Raw genomic sequence first — 21,722 nt, 5'->3', positions numbered from 1 at the left:
CGCTCACTCGCCCGCAGGATCGCCGACCTCGACACCGAGATCAGCAACCTCGACGCGTCCCTGACCGGACTCGTCAGAGCCACCGCGCCCCGACTGCTGGCCCGACCCCAGGTCGGCATCCACGCCGCCGCGCAGCTGTTGATCACCGCCGGGCAGAACCCCGAACGAATCGCCACCGACGCAGCGTTCGCCCGCCTGGTCGGCGTCGCACCCATCCCGGCCTCCTCCGGCCAGAGTCACCGCATGCGACTGCACCGCGGCGGTGACCGCCAAGCGAACAAGACCATCCACATGATCGCCGTCGGCCGACTCCGCCACCACCAGGACGCGATCAACTACCTACAACGACGCACCAGCGAAGGACTCTCCAAAAAGGACACCATCCGCGCCATGAAACGCCACATCGCCCGCGAACTCCACGGAGCCCTCAAAGCCGACCTACGAGCACTTGACGCGATATAGGAACGTCCACCCGGCAACGGTCCGGCGCAAGCCAACCCCCAGCGACCGCTTCGGGTGGTCTCGATACACCTCCCCTCGCTAGCGCTCGTGGAGGCACTCGACCAGCGGACGGTTCCGCTGGTCGAGTAGTCAGGACGGTGAGCGCCAGCGAGCGCGTGCTGCCGTATCGAGACCACCCGGCAACGGCCCCGCGCAGGCCACCCCCCAGCGAACGCGTGGAGTGGTCTCGATACGTCCGACCGAGCTCCTTCGTCGCCGGTCGGACTACTCGACCAGCGAGGCCTGCCGCTGGTCGAGCAGTCAGCGGGGATCAGAGGGTGTTGAGCTGGTGGGCGAGGTCGTCGGAGACGCGGGCGACGAGGTGGGTGCCGTCGGACTCGTGCGCGAGCTCCTCGATCTCACCGGTCTCGTGCACCTGGCTGAGGAGGTCGCCGCGCTCGTACGGCACCACGACGTCGACCCGGACCGCAGGGCGGGGCAGGTCGGCCTCGATCGCCGCCAGCAGCTCGTCGACGCCCTCGCCGGTGCGGGCGCTGACGACGACGGCGTGCGGCTCGCGCGCGAGCAGCTGCTTGACCTCGAGCGGGTCGGCGGCGTCGACCTTGTTGAGGACGATGATCTCCGGCACGTGCAGCGCCTCGATCTCCGCGAAGACCTCGCGCACGGCCGCGATCTGGCCGGCGGGATCGGGGTGCGAGGCGTCGACCACGTGGAGCACGAGGTCGGCCTCGGCCACCTCCTCCAGCGTGGAGCGGAACGCCTCGACCAGCTGGTGCGGCAGGTGCCGCACGAACCCGACGGTGTCGGACATGGTGAACACGCGTCCGTCGCTCGTCTGGGTCTTGCGCGTGGTGGGGTCGAGGGTCGCGAACAGCGCGTCCTCGACCAGCACGCCCGCGCCCGTCAGCCGGTTGAGCAGGCTCGACTTTCCGGCGTTGGTGTAGCCGGCGATGACGACGGCCGGCACCTCGTTGCGCCGACGTCGGGCCTTCTTGATGTCGCGGGTGGTGCGCAGCCCCGCGAGCTCGCGGCGCAGCTTGGCCATGCGGGCCTGGATGCGTCGACGATCGGTCTCGAGCTTCGTCTCACCGGGACCACGTCCACCGATGCCCTCACCGCCGGCAGCGCGACCACCGGCCTGGCGCGACAGGTTGCCGCCCCAGCCGCGCAGACGCTGCGTCTGGTACTGCAGCTGGGCGAGCTCGACCTGCGCCTTGCCCTCCGCCGACTTCGCGTGCTGCGCGAAGATGTCGAGGATCAGGGCGGTCCGGTCGACGACCTTCACCTTGGTGCGGTCCTCGAGGTTGCGCAGCTGGCTGGGTGCCAGCTCGCCGTCGCAGATGATGGTGTCGGCGCCCGTGGCCTGCACGGCGGCCGTCAGCTCCTCGACCTTGCCGCTGCCGATGAAGGTGGCGGGGTCAGGACGTTGACGACGCTGGAGCAGGGCGTCGAGCACGTCGGAGCCCGCGGTCTCGGCGAGCAGCTTCAGCTCGGCCAGCGAGTTCTCGGCCTCCTCCGCACTGCCCTCGGTCCACACGCCGACGAGCACGACCCGCTCGAGTCGCAGCTGCCGGTACTCGACCTCGGTGATGTCCTCGAGCTCGGTGCGCAGCCCGGCGACCCGCCGCAGCGACTGGCGCTCGGCGAGCTCGAGTCCGTCGTGCGCGCCCTCCAGGTCCCTGGCGACCGCGGGGTCGATGCCCAGCCTGCTGGCGACGTTCGTGTCGGACTCGCTCACGCGATCCACTCCATCTCTCCGGTGGCGACGATGCGGGCCGGTCCCGCGAGGACGACCCGGGTGGGCTCGACCGTGATGTTCAGGGTGCCACCGGGGACGTCCACGCGGTAGGTGGCGCCGTCGGGGGCTCCGTCGAGGAGCGCGGTTGCGATCCCGACGGCGCAGGCGCCGGTGCCGCAGGAGCGGGTCTCGCCGGATCCGCGCTCGTGGACGCGCATGGCGACGTGGCGATCGGCGACGCGCTGGACGAACTCGACGTTGACGCCGTCGGGGTAGGTCGCGGTGTCGTACGTGGGTGCCTGCAGCAGGGTGCCCGCGTCGTCGAGGGTGTCGACGAAGGTGACGGCGTGAGGGTTGCCCGTGCGGACGTCCTGCGCCTCCCAGACGCGTCCGTCGACCTCGACCTTCGACGTGCCGCGCACCTCGTAGGCCCCCATGTCGACGCTGAGCTGGTCGCCGTCGACGGTGACGACCTTGTCGCCGTCTCGGGTGCCCACGACGACAGGCTCGCCGGCCGGCACCAGCCCGGCGTCGAGCAGGTGGCGGGCGAAGACGCGCACGCCGTTGCCGCACATCTCGCTGACGGAGCCGTCGGCGTTGCGGTAGTCCATGAACCACTCCCCGGCGCTGGCGGCCGCCTCCGGCACGTCGAGCGCAGCGGAGCGCACCACGCGCAACACGCCGTCGGCGCCGATGCCGGTGCGGCGCGCGCACAGGGCGGCGACGAACGCGGGGTCGAGGTCGCCGTGCACCGTACCGTCGTGGTCGGGGAGCAGGACGAAGTCGTTCTCGGTGCCGTGCCCCTTGAGCCAGGGGAAAGTCATACGTCCCAGTCTACGTCCGAGGTCCCGACGGAACCGTCCCGTCGCCACGCACCGCCCGAAGCGCCCGCGCGAGGACGTCCTCGGCATCGTGAGGCAGCCAGACGACCCGTGGGTCCTGGTGGAACATGCGGTCCTGACGTCGCGCGAACGCGCGCGTCCCCCGCACGGTCTCGGAGCGCGCCTCGGCGTCGCTCAGGTCGCCGCGCAGCAGCGCGAGCACCTGCTGGTAGCCGATGGAGCGCGAGGCGGTCGGCGAGTCGGCCAGTCCCTGGTCGAGCAGACCTTGCACCTCCTCGACCAGGCCGGCGTCCCACATCGCGTCGACCCGTCGGACGATCCGCTCGTCGAGCACCGGACGCGGGACGTCGAGGCCGAGCAGGACCACGTCGGGATAGATCGACCGGTGCGGCGGGAGGGTCGCGACGAACGGCTCGCCCGTGATCTCGGTGACCTCCAGGGCCCGGACGAGGCGTCGGCCGTTGGTGGGCAGCACGTGCTCGGCAGCATCAGGCGCGACCCTGCGCAGGTCGGCGTGCAGCGCCTCGGGTCCTTCGGTCTCGAGCCGACGCTGGTACTTCTCCCGCACCTGCGGCACGGTGCCCGGGAACACGAAGTCGTCGACGACGGCGCGCACGTAGAGCGACGACCCGCCGACGAGGATCGGCGTGACGCCACGAGCCAGGCAGTCGTCGATCGCGGCACGGGCGTCGCGCTGGAACGCGGCCACCGAGGTGGCCTGGTCGACGTCGAGCACGTCGAGCAGGTGGTGCGGCACGCCGCTCCGTTCCTCGGGCGTGACCTTCGCGCTGCCGACGTCCATCCCGCGGAACAGCTGCACGGCGTCGGCGTTGACGACCTCGCCGCCCAGCTCGAGAGCGAGGTCGACGGCGAGCGCCGACTTGCCCGACGCCGTCGGGCCGACGACGACCACGAGACGTTCGGCGCTGCTCACCTGGGGAGTCTCTCGTACGCTCGAAGCACACACGACTGCTCCCCCGCGACCGAGGAGAGATCCGATGGGCTTCCTGGACAAGCTGAAGAAGAACGCACCCGAGCTGAAGGCGAAGGCGTCCGAGCTGGCACGCACGCAGAACGCGAAGATCGACCAGGGCATCGACAAGGCTGCAGGCCTGGCCGACAAGGCCACGAAGGGCAAGTACACGCAGAAGATCGACGGCGCCGCGGGCAAGGCGAAGGACGCCGCCGACAAGCTGGCCGACGACGACGGCAAGGGTCCCGCCGGGCCCGCAGGTCCCGCCCGCCGCTGAACGACGTGGTCGGTGCGGCTCAGCCCACCTGCCAGGACGCGACGAACCAGCCGACGCCGAACGGGGCCTCGTCGAGCGACAGCCGTGCGCTGACGTCGACGTCGTCGCGGTGCACCCGTGCCGCGACGGCGTCGGCCGCCACGCGCAGCGTGGCCGCGCCCTGGCAACAGAGCTCGCCTGCGAGGGCGAGGTCGATGCCGCCGAGGGCGTCCGCGTCGCCCTCGGCGAGCGCCGAGGCGATCGCCGCGTCGAACGCCTCGGCACGTACGTCGAGGTGCCCGGGCGCCTTCTCGGTGCGGGTGGCGCTGCCGTCGGCCATCACGAGCACGGCGACGTCGGCGTCGAGGTCGGCTGCGTCGAGGGTCGCCACGTAGCGTCTCGGCCCCTCCCACCCGACGCTGTCAAGCAGCCACGCGCCGACGGTGTGCGCGAGGCCGAGGGTGGTGTCGCCCGGGGCACCGGCGGCGAGGGCGATGCCGTGCGGCTCCAGTGAGCCGCCAACCGTCTCGTCCGCGGGCAGGTCGCCGCCGTCGGGGCCGAGCACGACGACCACGCTGGGAGCACCCGTCACGAGGTCGCGCACCGCGGCGAGCGAGGTGTCGCGCAACGTCCCCGTCTCCTCGACGTCACCGACGAGGGGCCCAGCGGGCAGCACCGGCGGGTGGGGGCAGAAGGCCAGACGGGTCACGGGGTGAGCGTAGGCGGGTCCCGGTGACGCCGCTGAGCGAGCACCGACGTGGCGCGCACGGCAGCGGCATCGTGCCGCGGCCGTCGGTCGAGCCGCCGGACCGGTGCTCGCGTGGCACGATGACGAGGTGCCCTCCTACCTCCCCGACGAGGACGTCTGGCGCTACGCACCGGCTCCCGTGGCGCGGGGGTGGCGGCGCCTGGCCGTCGTCGGTCCGCTCGTGGCCGTGCTGGTCGGGACCGCCGCGGTCGCGGTGGCGCTGCAGGCGAGGTCCCAGGACACGCGCGGCACGTTGGACGACCCGCGCGTGACCCGCATGGTCGCGCAGGCCTGCGGCATCATGACGTCGGCCGTGGCGCAGGTGCGGGTCGACGGCCCGGCGCGGCTGCGCGGCGCCCAGCTGGCCGACCAGAACCTCGAGATGCGGCGGATGATCGACCGCGTGCGGACGCTGTCGCCGGCCGTGCGCCGAGCCGACCGTCCGCTGGAGGCCTGGCTCGCCGACTGGGAGACGTTGCTGGCTGCACGTGAGCAGTACGCCCGACAGGTCTCGGGCGGCTTCCGGGGCGACTTCCGACCACCGACGACGGGTGACGGCACCGCACTGGAGCAGCGCATGGACGAGGCTGCCGACGGCACCTGCCACGTGCCGGCGACCCTCGTCGACCCGTTCGCCTACCAGGACGTCAGCGTCTGACGCGGGGGGTCAGGACTGTGCGGCCTTGGCCTGCGCCTTGACCGCCTTCTTGTGGTCACGGACCTTCTTGAGCGAGTCGGCGTCGACCACGTCGGCGACGGACCGGTAACCCTTCTTGCTGTAGTCGCCGGAGACCGTGGTCCAGCCACGCGGCTTCACGTCGAGCTGCTTCGCCAGCAGGGCGACGAAGATCTTGGCCTTCTGCTCGCCGTACCCGGGCAGCGCGGTGAGGCGCTCGAACAGCGTCTCGCCGGACTTCGCGTCGGTCCAGATGCGCGAGGCGTCACCGTCGTACTCGTCGACGACGACCCGTGCCAGGGCCTGCACCCGCCCCGCCATGGACCGTCCGTAGCGGTGGATCGCCGGCGGCGTCGCGCAGAGGTCGGCGAAGGCGTCGGGCTCGGCCGCCGCGATGGCGGCCGGGTCGAGCGTGCCGAACCGGTCGAGGATCTTCGCCGGGCCGCGGAACGCGTGCTCCATCGGGTACTGCTGGTCCAGCAGCATGCCCACGAGGAGCGCGAACGGATCGGAGCTGAGCACCTGGTCGGCGGCGGGGTCCTGGGCGATCTGGATGGCCATGGAACCATCCTGCCGCACCGGCGTGGGGCGGACGCCACGAGCGCGCCGCGCGGGTCTCAGGCCGGCTCGGTGAAGGAGAGCAGCATCCGCGGCAGCGCGACGCGCATCGCCTCGACGTCGACGGGACGGCCGTCGACGAGGGACCCGAGCACGAGGGCGTCCCACGTGCCCATGAGGATCGTGCACACCTCGCGGACGTCGAGGGTCAGCCGCAGGTCGAACGCGGCCAGGGCGGAGGTGAGCACCTCGCCGATGCCGTCGAGCACCGCGTTCCACCACCCGACGAACACGTCGCCGCCCACGTCGCCGCGCAGGCCCCGCAGCTGCATCTCGAGGTGGAGCAGGAAGTCGTCCCGATCCGGAGGTTGCAGCAGGAGGAACCGCTCGAGGATGACACCGGCGGCCTCCTCCGCCCCCAGCCCCTCGAGGGTCGTGAGGTCGGCCGCCTCCTTCAGCATGGCCAGGACGCGCTCGCGCTCCCGCTCGGTCAGCGCGACCACGAGCTCGTCCTTCGAGCCGAAGTTGGAGTAGAACGCACCGCGGGTGTAGCCCGCCTGCTCGCACAGCCGCTCGACCGACACCCCCTGCAGCCCCTCGCGCACCAGCAGGGAGCGGGCGGCGTCGAGCAGCCGCTCGCGGGTGGCCGCCCGACGGCGCGAGACCGCGTCGGCGCGGGCGGGGTCGTCGGGACGATCGGCGACGGCGTCAGGCGTGGTGGACACGACACCAGGATACATTGATGTATTCAATACAGAACCGTATCGTGACAGACATGTCGTCCTCCCTGTACGAGCTCGGACGCCGGTGCTTCCTGCGGCCCGGTCGCGTCCTCCTCGCCTGGTTCCTGGTCGCGCTGATCGGGGCCGGGGCCGCGCTCGCCCTCGGCGACGGGACGCGCGACGAGTTCGACGTCCCCGGCACCGAGGCGAACGACGCGTTCGTCGACCTCGGCCGTACCTTCCCCGAGCTGTCCGGTCTCACCGCCTACGCCGTCGTGGTCGCCCCCGAGGGGACGTCGATGGAGTCGCCCACCTCCAGGGCCCTGGTCGACCGGACGGTCGCCGACCTGGAGCGGGTCGACGGCGTCACCTCCGTGACCTCGCCCTACGACGACCTGGCCCGTGCGGCGTCCCTCTCGCGCGACGGCCGTGCCGCGCAGATCCAGGTGTCGCTGGAGGGAGACCTCGGTGGCGTGACCCAGCGGCTCAAGGACGACCTCCAGCGCACCGGCACCACCCTCGACGACGCCGGCTACACGGTCGCGTTCGGCGGCGACGCCTTCTCCAACACCGGGCCGAAGCTGTCGATCATCGAGGTGGTCGGCGTGATCGTCGCCCTCGTCGTGCTCTACCGGATGTTCCGGTCCTGGCGTGCCGCGTTCCTGCCGATCATCACCGCCCTCGTCGGCGTGGCCGTGACGATGGAGCTGCTGTGGACCGCCACCGGGTTCCTGACGATCAGCTCCACCGCGCCGCTCCTGGCACTCATGATCGGGCTCGCCGTGGGGATCGACTACGCCCTGTTCATCGTCTCCAGGCACCGCGAGCTGATGTCCGACGGCATCCCGGCCGACGAGGCCGTCGGTCGCGCCGTCGCCACCGCCGGGTCCGCCGTGGTCTTCGCGGGGGTCACCGTGATGATCGCGCTGGTCGGGCTGTTCGTCGCCGGCATCCCGTTCCTGACCGTGATGGGCATCAGCGGCGCCGTCTCGGTCGCCGTCGCCGTGGCCGTGGCGCTCACCCTGCTCCCCGCGCTCCTCGGACGCGCCGGTGACCGCCTGCAGCCGACCTCGAGGGAGAAGCCCGCCGGCGGCTTCTCGCGACGTTGGGTGCGGCTGACCACGCGCTTCCCGGCCGTGGCGATGGTCGTCGTGGTCGGCGTCCTCGCCGTCGGCACCCTGCCGGTGAAGGACCTGCAGCTCGCCCTCCCCGACAACGGCAGCGCGCCGAGCGGCAGCACCCAGCGCGAGGCCTACGACCTCGTCGACCAGCACCTCGGCCCCGGCTACAACGGGCCGCTGCTCGTCAAGCTCGACGTCATCACCTCCACCGACCCGCTCGGCGTCGTCGACGACGTCGAGCGCGACCTCCGCGCGACGAAGGGCGTCGAGACCATCGGCCTCGCGACCCCGAACCGCTCCGCCGACACCGCCGTCGTGCAGGTGATCCCGACGACGGGACCGGCCTCGCCGCAGACGGCCGACCTGGTGCAGCGGATCCGCGCCGAGGCGCCGCGGTGGGAGCGGGAGCACGGCGTGAACGTGTCGGTCACCGGCCTGACCGCCGTCGGCATCGACGTGTCCGAGCGCCTGCAGGACGCCCTCCTGCCGTTCGGGCTCCTCGTCGTCGGCCTCTCCGTGCTGCTGCTGATGGTCGTCTTCCGCTCGCTGCTCATCCCCCTCAAGGCGACGCTGGGGTTCCTGCTCTCGACGGGCGCCGCGTTCGGTGCCGTCGTGGCGGTGTTCCAGTGGGGCTGGCTGGCCGACCTCGTGCACCTGCAGGACACCGGTCCCCTCATCTCCTTCCTGCCGATCCTGCTCATGGCCGTGCTGTTCGGCCTCTCGATGGACTACGAGGTGTTCCTCGTCTCGCGCATGAAGGAGGAGTACGTGCGCACCGGCGACCCCGACGAGGCGATCGTCGAGGGCTTCGTCGGCAGCTCCCGCGTCGTCACCGCGGCGGCGGTGATCATGCTCGCGGTCTTCGCGGCGTTCGTGCCCGAGGGCGACGAGAACATCAAGCCGATCGCCTTCGCGCTCGCCGTCGGGGTGTTCGCGGACGCGTTCCTCGTGCGGATGCTGTTCGTCCCGTCGGTCATGCGGTTCGCCGGCCACGGATCGTGGTGGCTTCCCCGCTTCCTCGCGACACGCCTGCCCCACGTCGACGTCGAGGGCGAGGCCCTGCACCGCCGCGTGGAGCTCGAGACGTGGCCGCGTCCGCACTCGACCGCCGCCGTCTCCGCCGCCGGGCTCACGCTCGCGACGCCGGAGGGCATCGTCTACAACGACGTCACCGTGGAGCTCCCGGCTGGCGAGTGGCTCGTGGTCCACGGGCCGAGCGGCAGCGGCAAGACCGCGCTGCTGCTCACGTTCGCCGGCCGCATGGCCTTCGACGAGGGACGGCTGCGCGTGGCCGGCCACCTCCTCCCGCAGGAGGCGCGCGACGTCCGCCGCAGGGTCTCGCTCGCGGAGTTCCGCGACGTCAACGACCTCGACCCGAACCTCACCGTCGACCAGCACGTCGCCGAGCGGCTGTCGATCCGCACCCTCGGCCTGTGGGTCTCGCGGTCGACGGTCGCGCCCGTCCGCGAGCTGATGAACCGGGCCCTCGAGGCAGCTCACGTCGAGCACGGACTGCCGTTCACCGAGGTCGACGGCGCGACACTCGTCTCGGACCTCTCGCGCCTGGAGCGCAAGACGCTGGGGATCGTGCTCGCCCTGCTGGCCCGACCGGAGGTGCTCGTCGTCGACGACGCCGACGACCTGCGCGCCACCGAGCACGTCGACCTGCTCTGGTCGACCCTCGCGCACCTGCTGGAGGACCGCCCGACCGCCCTCGTCGCGAGCGTGCAGTCGGCCACCTCCGCCCCCGCCCCGTCCCCGCGGCTCCACCTGCTGGAGCTCGACACCCGACGCACCCTCGACGAGCTGATGATCTGATGCTGCCCACCCCCTCCCTCCCCTGGTTCGAGCTCGCGCGGTTCCGCCGCAGCCGGCTCACGCGCCTCGCCGTGCTCGCCGTCGCGATCGTCCCGCTGTTCTACGGCGCCCTGTACATCTGGGCGAACATCGACCCCACGGGCCGGCTCGACCACGTGAAGGCCGCCGTCGTGAACGAGGACCAGATGGTCGAGGTCACCGGCCGCGACGGCGAGAAGCAGCCCGTCGCCGTCGGGCGTCAGCTCGCCGCGAACCTCGTCGGCAACGACGACCGCAACAACTACGACTGGGTGCTGACCGACCCGTCCGACGCCCGCAGCGGTCTCGCCGACGGTCGCTACAAGGCCGTCCTGACCATCCCCCGCGACCTCTCGAGGGCGGCGACGTCGACGAGCGGCGACCCGGACGCGGCCGTGCAGGGTCGGCTCGACCTGAAGACGAACGACGCCGTCAACTTCGTCAACGGTCAGATCGCCGACCGCATCCTCGAGGCGGCGAAGTCGTCGCTCAACGCCCAGGTGACGCGGACCTACCTCGACAACCTCTACCTCGGCTTCACCGACATCAAGGGTTCGCTGCAGGAGGCGGCTGACGGCGCCGGCGACCTGGCGGACGGCGCCGGTCGGCTCGGCTCAGGGGCCGACCAGCTGGCCGACGGCACCCGGCAGCTCAGCAGCGGGGCCGCGACGCTCGCCGACGGGAACCGGCAGCTCGCGGGCGGGGCGGAGCGGCTCGACGCTGGCGCCGGCCAGCTCGCGAACGGGCTCGGCCAGCTGCAGGAACGCACGGCACCCCTGCCCGGACAGACGCGGCAGCTCGCCGACGGAGCAGAGCAGGTCGCGGGCGGCGTGGCGCAGTTCGACGCCGTCGTCCAGCGCGTCGTGGGCGGCATCAACGGCAGCACGGACCAGGTCGAGCAGCAGCTGCAGACCCTGGAGGGGTCGTTGCGCACCGCGGCGCAGCAGTGCCGCGCCGGCGGCAGCCCCGCGGCCACATGCGCGAACCTCGACGCCGGGGCCGACGCCGCGGCGGCAGCCCGCACGCAGGTCGGCAGCCTGACCGGGCGCGCCAACGAGATCGGTCGGCAGTCGGCCCGGCTCGACGAGGGGGCCCAGCGGGTCGCGGCCGGCAACCGCGAGCTCGCCGACAACGTGCCGGCCCTCGTCGGGGCGATCGGCCAGGCGTCCGACGGCGCCGACCAGCTGCAGTCCGGCACGTCGCAGCTGGTCACCGGCGCCCGGGAGGCAGCGGGCGGTGCCGACCGGCTGGCGAGCGGAGCCGGCCGCCTGACCGACGGAGCCGACCAGCTCAGCGACGGCGCGGGCGCGTTGCGCGACGGCGCGCTGCGTCTGCAGGACGGGCTGACCGACGGCAGCGAACAGGTGCCCGACTACACGAAGGACCAGCGGGAGAAGCTCGCGAAGACCGCCGCGACGCCGGTCACCGACGCCGCTGACCGGCTCAACGCGGTCGCCTCCTACGGCGAGGGGCTCGCCCCGTACTTCATGGCGCTCGCGCTGTGGGTCGGCGCCATGTCGATCTACCTCCTGCTGCGGCCGGTCTCGGCACGCGCGATCGCCTCGACCACGGGTGCGGTGCGCACCGCGCTGGCCGGGTTCGTGCCGGGCGCGGCCCTGTCGGTCGTGCAGGCCGTGCTGCTGGTCGGCGTGCTGCTCGGCATCGTGGGCGTCGACGCATCGCAGCCGGGCCTGCTCCTCGGTCTCGCGCTCCTCACCGGACTGGTGTTCACGGCCATCAACCAGACCTTCATCGCCTGGTTCGGCGGGGCCGGACGCTTCCTGGCGATCGTGTTCGTCTGCCTGCAGCTGACCGCTGCGGGCGGGACCTACCCGATCGAGACGTCCCCGTCGTTCTTCGGCTTCCTGCACGCGCTGCTGCCCATGACCTACGCCGTGCACGGGCTCCGCGCGGCGACGGCGGGAGGCACGACGGGGGTCGCGTTCGACGTCTTCGTGCTGGTCGTGTTCGCCCTGGGTGCCCTGGCCCTCACCGCGCTCGCGGCGAAGCGTCGAGAACGCGTGACGATGACGGTCCTGCACCCGACGCTCCAGGTCTGAGGGTCGCCGGACCCTCCGCGCGACGGGCCACTCACGGTCCTCTCACGAGATCCTCACGAAATCTTGATGTTCTCCTGTGACGTACTGAACGGCGTTCACCTCGATCCGGGCGCACCCTGGAGAGGCAGCCCCATCGGGGGGCCATGACCGTGGAGGAATGCCATGTGGACCACTGCGCAGCGCCGTCGCCTGACCGAGACCCCGTACGCGGACGCCCTCGACCGACATGCGGGGGCCGGCATCGCCTCGTTCCACGCGCTGCCCATCGGTTCGCTCGCCCACGCACCCGAGGGCGACGACTCGCTGCTCGCTGACCGCACCCGCCGGTTGTTCGGGAGCTACCTGGCGACCGAGCTGACCCTGGGCTCGCCCGAGCTCGACTCCTTCTTCCGCGCCCACCGCCAGTTGGCGCGGTCGCGGCGGCTGACGGCCGAGGCGTTCGGCGCCGACGACACCCAGTACGTCACCACGGGCACGACCGGCGCCAACCAGGTGGCGCTGGAGGCGCTCCGGGTGGCCGGCGCCCGCGTGCTCGTGGACCGCTCGGTCCACCAGTCCATCCACTTCGCCCTCGACCGCCTCGGTGCCGACGTGCTGTACGCGCCCACCTCGCCGACGGACACCGAGCACGGCGTCATCACCGCGCTGCGCGACGCGAAGGCCGACGGCGTCGAGGTCGACGTCGTGGTCGTCGGGGTCTCCGCCTACGACGGATCGCTCGTGCAGATGCGTCGCTTCCTCGGCGCGCTGCAGGAGCTGACGGCCGAGTCGGGCTGTCGGGTGCTCGTCGACGAGGCGTGGACCGCGATCCACGCCTTCCACCCCTGGCTGCGGCGCCTCACCGCGATCCACGCGATCCGCGAGACGCTCGCGGACCACCCGGACTGGCCTGCCTCGTTCCTCGTCACGCACTCGACGCACAAGTCGATGCTGGCGCTGCGCCAGGGGTCGTACCTGCACGTCATCGGACCGGACACCCTGAGGGCCACGGTGCGCGCGGCGCTGTACCGCGTCCACACCACGAGCCCGTCGCTGCCGGTGCTGGCGAGCCTGGACATCGCGCGCGCCCACGCCGTGGCCGAGGGGACCGCCCTCGTCGAGCGGGCCCTCGCGCAGGCCGACCGTCTGCGAGAGCTCGCCCGTCGGGTCCCGTGGCTCGCCGAGTACCGGCCGGTGACCACGACGGGTGCCTACCTGGCCGACCCGTTGAAGGTGCACCTCGACCTCGGGACGCCCGAGCGGGCCCAGGAGGTGCGCGCGGCCCTGTTCGACGAGTACGGCATCTTCGTCTCCCGGCAGGACGGCTCGACGTTGCTGTTCACGATGCACGTCGGCGTGACGCCCGAGCAGGTCGACCTGCTGGTGGAGGCGCTGGAGAGCGTGTGCTGCCTGGACGCCCCGGAGTGCTCGTGCGGCGACGAGCGGTACATCATCGCCTACCCGCCGGGGATCCCCCTGCAGGTGCCGGGCGAGCAGCTGGCCGCCCCGCCGTCGCGCAGGGCGGGCGAGGAGCTGTACTCGACCTTCTGAGCTGCATGCTCTGCCTCTCGCCGCCTGGCACCCCCGCCGGGGTCCAGCGAGGGGTCAGCGGGCGCAGGCTGGGGCGTCGACGACCGGCAGCGGGGCGGGGACGCCGAGCGACGGCATGCCGAGGGAGACCGCGGGTCGCACCTCGGTACGGCCCTGGCGCGCCTCCCACGCGTCTCCGGCGCGCGTGCGGCGGTAGGAGACGACGTCGGCGTCGCTGACGAGGTGGTGCGGTGCGGCGTGCGTGACGGTGACCTCGACGAGGTCGCCGGGACGCACGTCGTGCCCGCCCGGCCCGAAGTGCACGAGTCGGTTGTCGCGCGCGCGACCGGTGAGGCGCTGGGTCTCGTGGTCCTTGCGGCCACCGGCGGCGCTGTGGTCGGAGACGAGCAGCTCGACGGTGCGGCCCTCAAGACGCTGGTTCTCGGCCCAGGCCGTCTCCTCGACGGCCGCCGCCAGCCGCATGTAGCGCTCCTGCACGACCTCCTTCGGCAGCTCGGGCAGGTCGGCCGCGGGCGTGCCCGGCCGGCGGGAGTACTGGAAGGTGAACGCACTCGCGAACCGCGCCTGGCGGACGACGTCGAGCGTCTCGGCGAAGTCGTCCTCGGTCTCCCCCGGGAACCCGACGATGATGTCGGTGGTGATCGCGGCGTCGGGCATGGCCTCGCGCACGCGGTCGAGGATGCCGAGGTACTTCTCCTTGCGGTACGAGCGTCGCATCGCCTTCAGCACGCGGTCGGACCCGGACTGCAGCGGCATGTGCAGCTGCGGCATGACGTTGGGCGTCTCGGCCATGGCGGCGATGACGTCGTCGGTGAAGTCCCTCGGGTGCGGGCTGGTGAACCGCACCCGCTCCAGGCCCTCGATCTCGCCGCACGCGCGCAGGAGCTTGCCGAACGCGAACCGGTCGCCCAGCTCCACGCCGTAGGCGTTGACGTTCTGGCCGAGCAGGGTCACCTCGACGACGCCGTCGGCGACGAGCGCCTCGACCTCCGCCAGCACGTCGCCGGGTCGTCGGTCCTTCTCCTTGCCGCGCAGGGCCGGGACGATGCAGAACGTGCACGTGTTGTTGCACCCGACGCTGATCGACACCCAGGCCGCGAACACCGAGTCGCGCTTGGTGGGCAGCGTGGACGGGAAGACCTCGAGCGACTCGAGGATCTCGACCTGCGACTCCTCCTGCACCCGCGCCCGCTCGAGCAGGACCGGCAGCGAGCCGATGTTGTGCGTGCCGAAGACGACGTCGACCCAGGGAGCCCGCTTCGTGATGGTGTCGCGGTCCTTCTGCGCGAGACAGCCGCCGACGGCCACCTGCATGCCGGGGTGCTTGGCCTTGAGGCTCGCGACGTGCCCGAGGTTCCCGTACAGCTTGTTGTCGGCGTTCTCGCGCACGGCGCACGTGTTGAACACGACGAGGTCGGGGATCGCTCCCCCGTCGAGCCCGTCCGACCCGTGCTTGGCGTACCCGGCGGTCTCGAGGAGCCCCGACAGCCGCTCGCTGTCGTGGACGTTCATCTGGCACCCGTAGGTGCGCACCTCGTAGGTCTTCGCCGTCGGCGTCGCTGCTGCAGTCATGACCGCTCAATCCTACGTGCCTCGACCGGCCCCGACGACGACGGCGGGCGCCGACGCCCAGCGACCGTGGGGTCACCGGACGTCGACGCCCGCCGTGGGCCGGAGCGTCAGGGACGGATGGCGTCCCGCTGCATCTGCTGGCGCATCTCGCTCGGCGCCGGGGTGGCGCTCTGCGTGCGGGCGGCCGCCTGCTCGGGCACCGGCTGCGGGAGCGGCTGGCACACGACGTCGGCGCGGTTGCCCGACACACGTCGCGGCAGCTTGCCGGTGAGCAGGTAGTCGGCGATCCGGTTGTCCGTGCACGCGTTGCCGCCGAGCGAGCCCGAGTGCGTCGTGCCGCCCGAGACCGCGACCAGACGCGCACCGGGGTAGCGCTTGCGGACCTCGATGCTGCCCGGGTACGGCGTGGCGGCGTCGTACGTCTCGTTGATCATCAGCACGCTCGTCGACTTCGCGCCCTTCACCCGGACGGGCCTGTGCGGCTTGGCCGGCCAGTGACGGCACGGCTCGTTGAACCAGGCGTTCGCCCACGTCTCGAACGGAGCGATCGCGTCGAGCGCCCAGTTGTCGCGGGCCCACTTGTCCCAGCTCGTCGGCCAGGCCGCGTCCGTGCACTGGACGCCCAGGTACACCGCGTAGCCGTTGTCGTCGCCGTACCCGCTCGCGTCGAGGTAGGCGGCCTTGAGCGACGCGACGTCGCCGTCGTTGACGAAGGCGGAGAAGACCTGGGCGAGGTCGGTCCACGTCGACTGGTAGTAGCCGGCGTACAGGAACGAGTCGTTCCATTCGCTGCCGCCCAGACGGTTGCCGTCGGCGTCGGCGACGGGCTGGTCGTACAGCTTCTCCTGCGTGTCGTAGAAGGTCTTGCGCACGGCGCGGGTCGTCGTGCCGAGGTGGTAGACGTCGTCGTACTGGGCGATCCAGGCGAACCAGCGGTTCACGTTCTTGTCGAACGGCTCGTTCTGGCTCAGGTTGCCCTGGTACCAGACGCCGCGCGGGTCGACCGTGCCGTCGAAGATCATCCGGCGCACGTGCGACGGGAACAGCGAGGAGTACACCTGGCCGAGGTAGGTGCCGTAGGAGAAGCCGTAGTAGTTGATCCGGCTCTGGCCGAGCGCGATCCGGATCTGGTCGAGGTCCTTCGCCACGTCACGGGTCGTGAGGTGGTCGAGGATCGGCCCGTTCTTCTCCGCGCACGCCGTCGTGTAGGCGTTGGTGCGCGCGAACCAGGCGTCGCGGATCTCGGTGGTGCTCGGCTCGTAGCGCGGACGGTCGTACCCGCCGTAGTTCGGGTCGCACGAGACCGCCGGCGCACTCTCGCCGACACCGCGCGGGTCGAAGCCGATCCAGTCGTACGCCGCACCGGCGTTCTTCGGGATCGCGCCACCCAGGCGCGAGAGGCCGAGACCCGAGCCGCCCGGACCGCCCGGGTTCACGAGCACCACGCCCTGGTACTTGCTGCGGGCCACGGTGTGCTTGATGCGCGAGATCGCGATGGTGATCTTCGTGCCGCGCGGCTTCGCGTAGTCGAGCGGAACCTTGACGCGGGCGCACTGCGCGCCGGCGCGCACCAGCCCCGGACCGCTGTCACCGAACGACGAGCACGAGCCCCAGCTGACCGACGGCGCCTTGGCGGCAACGCTCGGCGGCGCAGCCTCGGCCGTCGCGGGCAGCGTGAGCGTGAGCGCGCCGACCGAGACGATCGCGAGCGCACCCGACATCCACTTCTTCATCCGACATCCTCCACGGTGAGAGGTCCCTCCCCGATGGAGGACCGTCGGACACCGTCACACGCGCTGGATGCAGCGCGCAACCATCCGGAGGTCACGATCGTGAAAACTCCGCGACCGGCGCCGGCACGGTCAGGACGTCGGAGCGGCGATCTCCAGGGCGATCCCGTCGGGGTCGCGGAACTCCAGGATCGCCTGGCCGCCGACATCCTTCACGTCCTCGTGCAGGATGCCGAGGTCGTCCAGCACCGCGACGGCGTGGTCGAGCTCGGCCCGGTCGGCGACGGCGAGACTGAGGTGGTCGAGCCCGATCCGGTCCTCGTCGAAGGCGTCGTCACCGGGAGCGACCGGCCGCAGGCCGAGCAGTCCCCCGGGGAATCGGTAGATGACCCCACCGAACAGGAAGGCGAGCTGCTCGCGCGTCTGCTCGTCGGGGTCCTCCGGCAGCTCGAACGCGACGTCGAAGCCGAAAACGTCGTCGTAGAAGCGGCGCGAGACCTCGATGTCGCGGACGGTGAGGCGCACGTGGGCGAAGTCGGTGGCGGCGATGGGCACGAAGGCTCCTTGCAAGGTGGCGGGACGTGCCTCCACGCTCACACGGGTCGGGCCCGACCGCGACGCGAACGCCGACCTCAGAGGTCGGCGAGGAGCTGGCGCATGCGGTCGATCTCGGCTGTCTGGTCTGCCGCGATGCCGGTGGCCAGCTCGTTCACCTGCAGGTCCGAGCCCTCGCGCACGACGGTGTCGACCATCTCGATGGCGCCCTGGTGGTGCATGATCATCAGCTCCAGGAACAGCCGGTCGAAGTCCTTGCCGCGCGACGACTCGAGCTGCTTCAACTGCGCCTCGCTCGCCATGCCGGCCATGTCGTGCACGTCCCCGCCGTGCGAGCCGTGGCCACCGTGGCGGCCCATCGGGATGTTGCCACCCTCGATCTGCTCCTTCGTCGGCGCGTCGAGACCCTGGTCGGTGAGCCACCCCGCCATGAAGACGATCTCGGGTCGCTGCGCCCCGTCGATGCGGTCGGCCATCGTGCGCACCGCCTTGCTCCCGCGCGCGTCAGGGGCGAGCTGTGCCATCTGCAGCGCCTGCGCGTGGTGCGGGATCATCATCTGCACGAACTCGACGTCGGCGTCGTTCGCCCGCGCCCGCTCGATCTCCGGGGCCTCGTCGAGCACCTCGGCCTTCTCCCCCGGCTTGCCCGGCTGGATCACCGCGCCGTCGACCTGACGTGAGCGGTCGTCGCCCGAGCAGCCCGACACCAGCACGGCCGACGCGGCCAGGGCCACCATGACGCCTCGCAGAGGTCGTCGCATCCGCGTTCCCTTCCCCCGAAGTGGAGCCGTCATCAGATCGTCATCGACGGACTCGCCCGAGCCCTTGTCGCCGTGACGGCTTTCGGGTGAGGATAGCCGGACATCGGGGGAAGGACACACCACATGCGTCATGCACGCAGACGGGCCACCACGGCCCTGATCGGAGCCGCCGCCACCGGCGCGCTCACCACCGCACTGCTCTCGCCCATGGCCGCCGTGGCCGACGAGAGGACCGAGGAACGGGTCGAGACCCGCCCCTCCAAGGAGTGCAAGGGCGAGCGCACGTTGTCCGAGGCCGACCGCCTCGCCGGCAACTGCCTGCCCGGCAACGACACGGCACGAATGAACGCCAGCGGCGTCGACCTCGCACCCGGCGAGGAGGCGAGCAGCGCGAACGTCACCCGACTGGCCACCATCGCCAAGCAGGGTGCCTTCGCGTCGGAGGACGCCCTCAACAGCGACCTCGCGTTCCAGGGCAAGTACGCCTTCGCAGGCAACTACAACGGCTTCACGGTGTACGACATCTCCAAGCCGGCGAAGCCGAAGACGGTCGCCCAGGTCGTGTGCGCGGGAGCCCAGAACGACGTCTCGGTCTACGACGACGTGCTCATCCTCAGCACCGACTCCTCCCGCAGCGACTCCTCGTGCGAGAGCACCGCGCAGTCGGCGACCATCAAGGACTCGTGGGAGGGCATCAAGGTCTTCGACATCTCCGACCCACTTCGTCCCGAGTACGTCGCCGCGGTCGAGACGCCGTGCGGCTCGCACACCCACACACTCGCGCCCGGCAAGGGCAAGGGCGCGAAGGGCAAGGGCAAGATCGACGACCTCTACGTCTACGTCTCGTCGTACGCCCCGAACGCGGCATTCCCGGACTGCCAGCCGCCGCTGGACTCCATCAGCATCGTCAAGGTGCCGCTGAAGAAGCCGTCGACGGCGCGGATGATCTCCCAGCCCGTGCTGTTCCCCGACGGCGGCAACCCGGCCGGCGGGTACTCGCGCGAGACCAGCGGCTGCCACGACCTCACGGCCTACCCGAGCAAGGACATCATGGCGGGCGCCTGCATGGGCGACGGCATCCTGCTCGACATCAAGGACCGGGAGAAGCCGAAGGTCACCGAGAACGTCCGCGACACCGAGAACTTCGCGTTCTGGCACTCGGCGACGTTCAACAACGACGGCACCAAGGTCGTGTTCACCGACGAGCTGGGCGGCGGTGGCGCACCCACCTGCAACCCGACGGTCGGTGACACCAAGGGCGCCAACGGGATCTACGACATCACCCGCTCCGGCGACCTGGAGTTCAAGAGCTACTACAAGATCCCCCGGACCCAGGCCAACACCGAGAACTGCGTCGCCCACAACGGCTCGCTGGTCCCGGTGAAGGGCAAGGACATCATGGTCCAGGCCTGGTACCAGGGTGGCTGGTCGATGTACGACTTCACCGACTCGGCCAACCCGAAGGAGATCGCGTGGCACGACCGCGGCCCGAACGACGCGGAGCGTCTCGTGGTCGGCGGTCCGTGGTCGACGTACTACTACAACGGGCACATCTACTCCAACGAGATCCAGCGAGGTTTCGAGGTGTTCCGTGTCGACGACCGTCGTATCAAGGGAGCCGAGCGGGTGAAGTTCAAGGAGCTCAACCCGCAGAGCCAGCCGCGCTACCGCGAGTAGGTCTCCCACCCTCGCGGTCCTGAGACGTCGGCCGCCGTGCGCAGCTCCCCTGCGCCGGCGGCCGACGTGTGTCCGGCCGGTTGCGGACGCCCTGGCGGCCGGCGCGTCAGGTGACGATTCGATTGCGGACTTGCAGTACGGGGCGGTGTCGCGGATAGGTTGTCGGCCATGGCTGACACACCCATGGTGGCCATGCGGGGGGTCCAGAAGCACTTCGGGTCCCTGCATGTGTTGCAGGACATCGAGCTCGACGTCGCACGAGGCGAGGTCGTCGTCGTGATCGGGCCCTCGGGCTCGGGCAAGTCGACGCTCTGCCGCACGATCAACCGGCTCGAGACGATCGACGCCGGCGAGATCACCGTCGACGGGCGACCGCTGCCGGCCGAGGGCAAGGCGCTCGCCGGGCTGCGCGCCGATGTCGGGATGGTGTTCCAGTCCTTCAACCTCTTCGCCCACAAGACGGTGCTGGAGAACGTGACCCTCGGCCCCATCAAGGTGCGGGGGCAGGCGAAGGCCGACGCCGAGGCACGGGCGATGGAGCTGCTCGGCCGCGTCGGGGTCGACTCCCAGGCGCAGAAGCTGCCGGCCCAGCTTTCCGGCGGCCAGCAGCAGCGCGTCGCCATCGCGCGGTCGCTGGCCATGGAGCCCAAGGTCATGCTCTTCGACGAGCCGACGTCGGCGCTGGACCCGGAGATGATCAAGGAGGTCCTCGACACGATGGTCGACCTCGCCCAGGGCGGCATGACGATGATCGTCGTGACCCACGAGATGGGCTTCGCCCGCACCGCCGCGGACCGCGTCGTCTTCATGGCGGACGGCCGGATCGTCGAGCAGAACACGCCGCACGAGTTCTTCAGCGCGCCGCAGTCGGACCGCGCGAAGGACTTCCTCGGCAAGATCCTCAACCACTGAGCCTCCCGGAAGTACCCAACCAACCGATCGAGGGGAACACACCATGAAGGTGCGCACCATCAAGCTGGCCGCGGTCGCGGCGGCGGTCGTGCTGGCCGCGTCGGCCTGCGGCAACGCGGGCGAGGACGACGGCACGGCCGCGTCCGGCAACGAGTACGAGGTCGTCGACAGCCCGGACTTCGAGGCCGGCACGCGCATGGCCGACCTGGCCGACGCCGGCACGGTCAAGATCGGCGTGAAGTTCGACCAGCCCGGTGTCGGCTTCCGCGCCGCCGGCTCGGACACGCCGACCGGCATCGACCCGGAGCTGGGCAAGATCATCGCGGGCCAGCTCGGCATCGAGCCCGACAAGATCGAGTGGGTCGAGACCATCTCCGACAACCGTGAGCCGTTCCTGCAGAACGGCACGGTCGACTTCGTCATCGCGTCGTACTCGATCACCGACGAGCGTCGCAAGGTCGTCGGCCAGGCCGGCCCGTACTACGTGACCGGCCAGAGCCTGCTCGTCGCGAAGGACGACGACTCGATCAACGGCCCGGACGACCTCTCGGGCAAGAAGGTCTGCTCAGTCAAGGGTTCCACCTCGATCAAGACCGTCGAGGAGGAGTACGGCGCCACGCCCGCCGGCTTCGACACGTACTCCGAGTGCGTCGATCAGCTGAAGAACGGCTCGGTCGACGCGGTCACCACCGATGGCGCGATCCTGCTCGGCTACGCCGCTCAGGCGCCGGACGAGCTGAAGGTGGTCGGAGAGCCGTTCTCGGAGGAGCGCTACGGCGTCGGCTACAGCAAGGACGCCCCCGAGCTGTGCCAGTTCCTGAACGACAGCATCGAGAAGGCGTTCTCCGACGGCGACTTCGAGAAGGCCTTCGACGCGACGCTCGGCAAGTCCGGGAACAGTGTGCCCGAGGCGCCGACCCTGGACGCCTGCCCCGCCTGACCGCGCGCTCCGACCGCCCTGGCGGCGTCGGGTCCCTCCGCGGACTCGACGCC

General features: G+C 71.2%; 19 protein-coding genes. 9 read left to right on the top strand and 10 right to left on the bottom strand.

The window, feature by feature from the left end; all coding sequences use genetic code 11:
• The coding region (locus AC3WRM_RS07275; RefSeq protein ID WP_492247662.1) for a transposase at window positions 1-462 on the top strand (462 nt) is incomplete at its 5' end.
• Window positions 463-772: 310 nt separating this feature from the next.
• Here the strand turns inward: AC3WRM_RS07275 and hflX are convergent.
• From hflX to miaA, 3 genes are read right to left on the bottom strand one after another with little or no spacing between them, the layout of a single operon-like run.
• Window positions 773-2,167, bottom strand: coding sequence for a GTPase HflX (gene hflX, locus AC3WRM_RS07270; RefSeq protein ID WP_492249917.1), 1,395 nt, complete (start codon window positions 2,165-2,167; stop codon window positions 773-775).
• A gap of 29 nt (window positions 2,168-2,196) precedes the next feature.
• On the bottom strand, window positions 2,197-3,024 hold the full coding sequence (gene dapF, locus AC3WRM_RS07265; protein ID WP_492249900.1) for a diaminopimelate epimerase: 828 nt from the start codon (window positions 3,022-3,024) through the stop codon (window positions 2,197-2,199).
• Between the two features lie 10 nt (window positions 3,025-3,034).
• On the bottom strand, window positions 3,035-3,976 hold the full coding sequence (gene miaA, locus AC3WRM_RS07260) for a tRNA (adenosine(37)-N6)-dimethylallyltransferase MiaA (RefSeq protein WP_492249901.1): 942 nt from the start codon (window positions 3,974-3,976) through the stop codon (window positions 3,035-3,037).
• Between the two features lie 64 nt (window positions 3,977-4,040).
• Here miaA and AC3WRM_RS07255 point away from each other — a divergent pair, with 64 nt between their 5' ends.
• Entirely contained in the window at window positions 4,041-4,292 is a 252-nt protein-coding gene (locus AC3WRM_RS07255) for an antitoxin (protein WP_492249902.1), read from the top strand.
• A 19-nt stretch (window positions 4,293-4,311) separates the two neighbouring features.
• On the opposite strand, the gene AC3WRM_RS07250 is transcribed toward AC3WRM_RS07255, so the two are convergent.
• Entirely contained in the window at window positions 4,312-4,980 is a 669-nt protein-coding gene (locus tag AC3WRM_RS07250; RefSeq protein WP_492249903.1) for a class III extradiol ring-cleavage dioxygenase family protein, read from the bottom strand.
• A 127-nt stretch (window positions 4,981-5,107) separates the two neighbouring features.
• Between AC3WRM_RS07250 and AC3WRM_RS07245 the strand changes: the two genes are divergently transcribed.
• The gene (locus AC3WRM_RS07245) at window positions 5,108-5,677 is read left to right on the top strand and encodes a hypothetical protein (RefSeq protein WP_492249904.1); all 570 of its coding nucleotides are present in this window, start codon (window positions 5,108-5,110) and stop codon (window positions 5,675-5,677) included.
• Between the two features lie 9 nt (window positions 5,678-5,686).
• Here the strand turns inward: AC3WRM_RS07245 and AC3WRM_RS07240 are convergent, their stop codons facing one another.
• Together AC3WRM_RS07240 and AC3WRM_RS07235 are read right to left on the bottom strand one after the other, a co-directional pair.
• Window positions 5,687-6,256: an HhH-GPD-type base excision DNA repair protein gene (locus AC3WRM_RS07240; RefSeq protein ID WP_492249905.1), complete on the bottom strand. Its 570-nt coding sequence runs from the start codon at window positions 6,254-6,256 to the stop codon at window positions 5,687-5,689.
• Window positions 6,257-6,312: 56 nt separating this feature from the next.
• Window positions 6,313-6,978: a TetR/AcrR family transcriptional regulator gene (locus AC3WRM_RS07235; RefSeq protein ID WP_492249906.1), complete on the bottom strand. Its 666-nt coding sequence runs from the start codon at window positions 6,976-6,978 to the stop codon at window positions 6,313-6,315.
• Between the two features lie 50 nt (window positions 6,979-7,028).
• On the opposite strand from AC3WRM_RS07235, the gene AC3WRM_RS07230 reads away from it, so the two are divergent.
• The 3 genes from AC3WRM_RS07230 to AC3WRM_RS07220 all read left to right on the top strand — a co-directional run bounded on the left by AC3WRM_RS07230 (window position 7,029) and on the right by AC3WRM_RS07220 (window position 13,522).
• Window positions 7,029-9,914, top strand: a complete 2,886-nt coding sequence (locus AC3WRM_RS07230) for an MMPL family transporter (RefSeq protein WP_492249907.1) — start codon at window positions 7,029-7,031, stop codon at window positions 9,912-9,914.
• The gene (locus AC3WRM_RS07225) at window positions 9,914-11,992 is read left to right on the top strand and encodes a YhgE/Pip family protein (RefSeq protein ID WP_492249908.1); all 2,079 of its coding nucleotides are present in this window, start codon (window positions 9,914-9,916) and stop codon (window positions 11,990-11,992) included. Before AC3WRM_RS07230 ends, AC3WRM_RS07225 begins: the two co-directional genes overlap by 1 nt.
• Window positions 11,993-12,154: 162 nt before the next feature.
• Complete coding sequence (locus AC3WRM_RS07220) at window positions 12,155-13,522, top strand: aminotransferase class I/II-fold pyridoxal phosphate-dependent enzyme (protein ID WP_492249909.1); 1,368 nt, start codon at window positions 12,155-12,157, stop codon at window positions 13,520-13,522.
• 54 nt (window positions 13,523-13,576) lie between these two features.
• On the opposite strand, the gene miaB is transcribed toward AC3WRM_RS07220, so the two are convergent.
• The 4 genes from miaB to AC3WRM_RS07200 all read right to left on the bottom strand — a co-directional run bounded on the left by miaB (window position 13,577) and on the right by AC3WRM_RS07200 (window position 18,140).
• Complete coding sequence (gene miaB, locus AC3WRM_RS07215; protein ID WP_492249910.1) at window positions 13,577-15,094, bottom strand: tRNA (N6-isopentenyl adenosine(37)-C2)-methylthiotransferase MiaB; 1,518 nt, start codon at window positions 15,092-15,094, stop codon at window positions 13,577-13,579.
• 107 nt (window positions 15,095-15,201) lie between these two features.
• Window positions 15,202-16,827, bottom strand: coding sequence for an alpha/beta hydrolase (locus tag AC3WRM_RS07210; RefSeq protein ID WP_492249911.1), 1,626 nt, complete (start codon window positions 16,825-16,827; stop codon window positions 15,202-15,204).
• 129 nt (window positions 16,828-16,956) lie between these two features.
• The gene (locus AC3WRM_RS07205) at window positions 16,957-17,379 is read right to left on the bottom strand and encodes a VOC family protein (RefSeq protein ID WP_492249912.1); all 423 of its coding nucleotides are present in this window, start codon (window positions 17,377-17,379) and stop codon (window positions 16,957-16,959) included.
• Between the two features lie 77 nt (window positions 17,380-17,456).
• Entirely contained in the window at window positions 17,457-18,140 is a 684-nt protein-coding gene (locus AC3WRM_RS07200) for a DUF305 domain-containing protein (protein WP_492249913.1), read from the bottom strand.
• Window positions 18,141-18,263: 123 nt separating this feature from the next.
• Between AC3WRM_RS07200 and AC3WRM_RS07195 the strand changes: the two genes are divergently transcribed.
• From AC3WRM_RS07195 to AC3WRM_RS07185, 3 genes are all read left to right on the top strand, one after another.
• Window positions 18,264-19,817, top strand: coding sequence for an LVIVD repeat-containing protein (locus tag AC3WRM_RS07195; protein WP_492249914.1), 1,554 nt, complete (start codon window positions 18,264-18,266; stop codon window positions 19,815-19,817).
• A 168-nt stretch (window positions 19,818-19,985) separates the two neighbouring features.
• A complete protein-coding gene (locus AC3WRM_RS07190; protein ID WP_492249915.1) occupies window positions 19,986-20,729 on the top strand; it encodes an amino acid ABC transporter ATP-binding protein in 744 nt (247 codons plus the stop codon).
• A 43-nt stretch (window positions 20,730-20,772) separates the two neighbouring features.
• Window positions 20,773-21,669, top strand: a complete 897-nt coding sequence (locus AC3WRM_RS07185; protein ID WP_492249916.1) for a glutamate ABC transporter substrate-binding protein — start codon at window positions 20,773-20,775, stop codon at window positions 21,667-21,669.
• Window positions 21,670-21,722 lie beyond the last annotated feature (53 nt).

The organism is Aeromicrobium sp. EU05-FHT14F07 (assembly GCF_058790455.1).
This window is presented reverse-complemented; position numbering and strand designations above follow the sequence as displayed.

What these genes read in the sequence shown, in the direction of transcription:
- dapF (WP_492249900.1), bottom strand. Translation starts at nt 3,024, where the DNA reads ATGACTTTCCCCTGGCTCAAGGGGCACGGCACCGAGAACGACTTCGTC.
- AC3WRM_RS07255 (WP_492249902.1), top strand. Translation starts at nt 4,041, where the DNA reads ATGGGCTTCCTGGACAAGCTGAAGAAGAACGCACCCGAGCTGAAGGCG.
- AC3WRM_RS07240 (WP_492249905.1), bottom strand. Translation starts at nt 6,256, where the DNA reads ATGGCCATCCAGATCGCCCAGGACCCCGCCGCCGACCAGGTGCTCAGC.
- AC3WRM_RS07230 (WP_492249907.1), top strand. Translation starts at nt 7,029, where the DNA reads ATGTCGTCCTCCCTGTACGAGCTCGGACGCCGGTGCTTCCTGCGGCCC.
- AC3WRM_RS07225 (WP_492249908.1), top strand. Translation starts at nt 9,914, where the DNA reads ATGCTGCCCACCCCCTCCCTCCCCTGGTTCGAGCTCGCGCGGTTCCGC.
- AC3WRM_RS07220 (WP_492249909.1), top strand. Translation starts at nt 12,155, where the DNA reads ATGTGGACCACTGCGCAGCGCCGTCGCCTGACCGAGACCCCGTACGCG.
- miaB (WP_492249910.1), bottom strand. Translation starts at nt 15,094, where the DNA reads ATGACTGCAGCAGCGACGCCGACGGCGAAGACCTACGAGGTGCGCACC.
- AC3WRM_RS07210 (WP_492249911.1), bottom strand. Translation starts at nt 16,827, where the DNA reads ATGAAGAAGTGGATGTCGGGTGCGCTCGCGATCGTCTCGGTCGGCGCG.
- AC3WRM_RS07200 (WP_492249913.1), bottom strand. Translation starts at nt 18,140, where the DNA reads ATGCGACGACCTCTGCGAGGCGTCATGGTGGCCCTGGCCGCGTCGGCC.
- AC3WRM_RS07195 (WP_492249914.1), top strand. Translation starts at nt 18,264, where the DNA reads ATGCGTCATGCACGCAGACGGGCCACCACGGCCCTGATCGGAGCCGCC.
- AC3WRM_RS07190 (WP_492249915.1), top strand. Translation starts at nt 19,986, where the DNA reads ATGGCTGACACACCCATGGTGGCCATGCGGGGGGTCCAGAAGCACTTC.
- AC3WRM_RS07185 (WP_492249916.1), top strand. Translation starts at nt 20,773, where the DNA reads ATGAAGGTGCGCACCATCAAGCTGGCCGCGGTCGCGGCGGCGGTCGTG.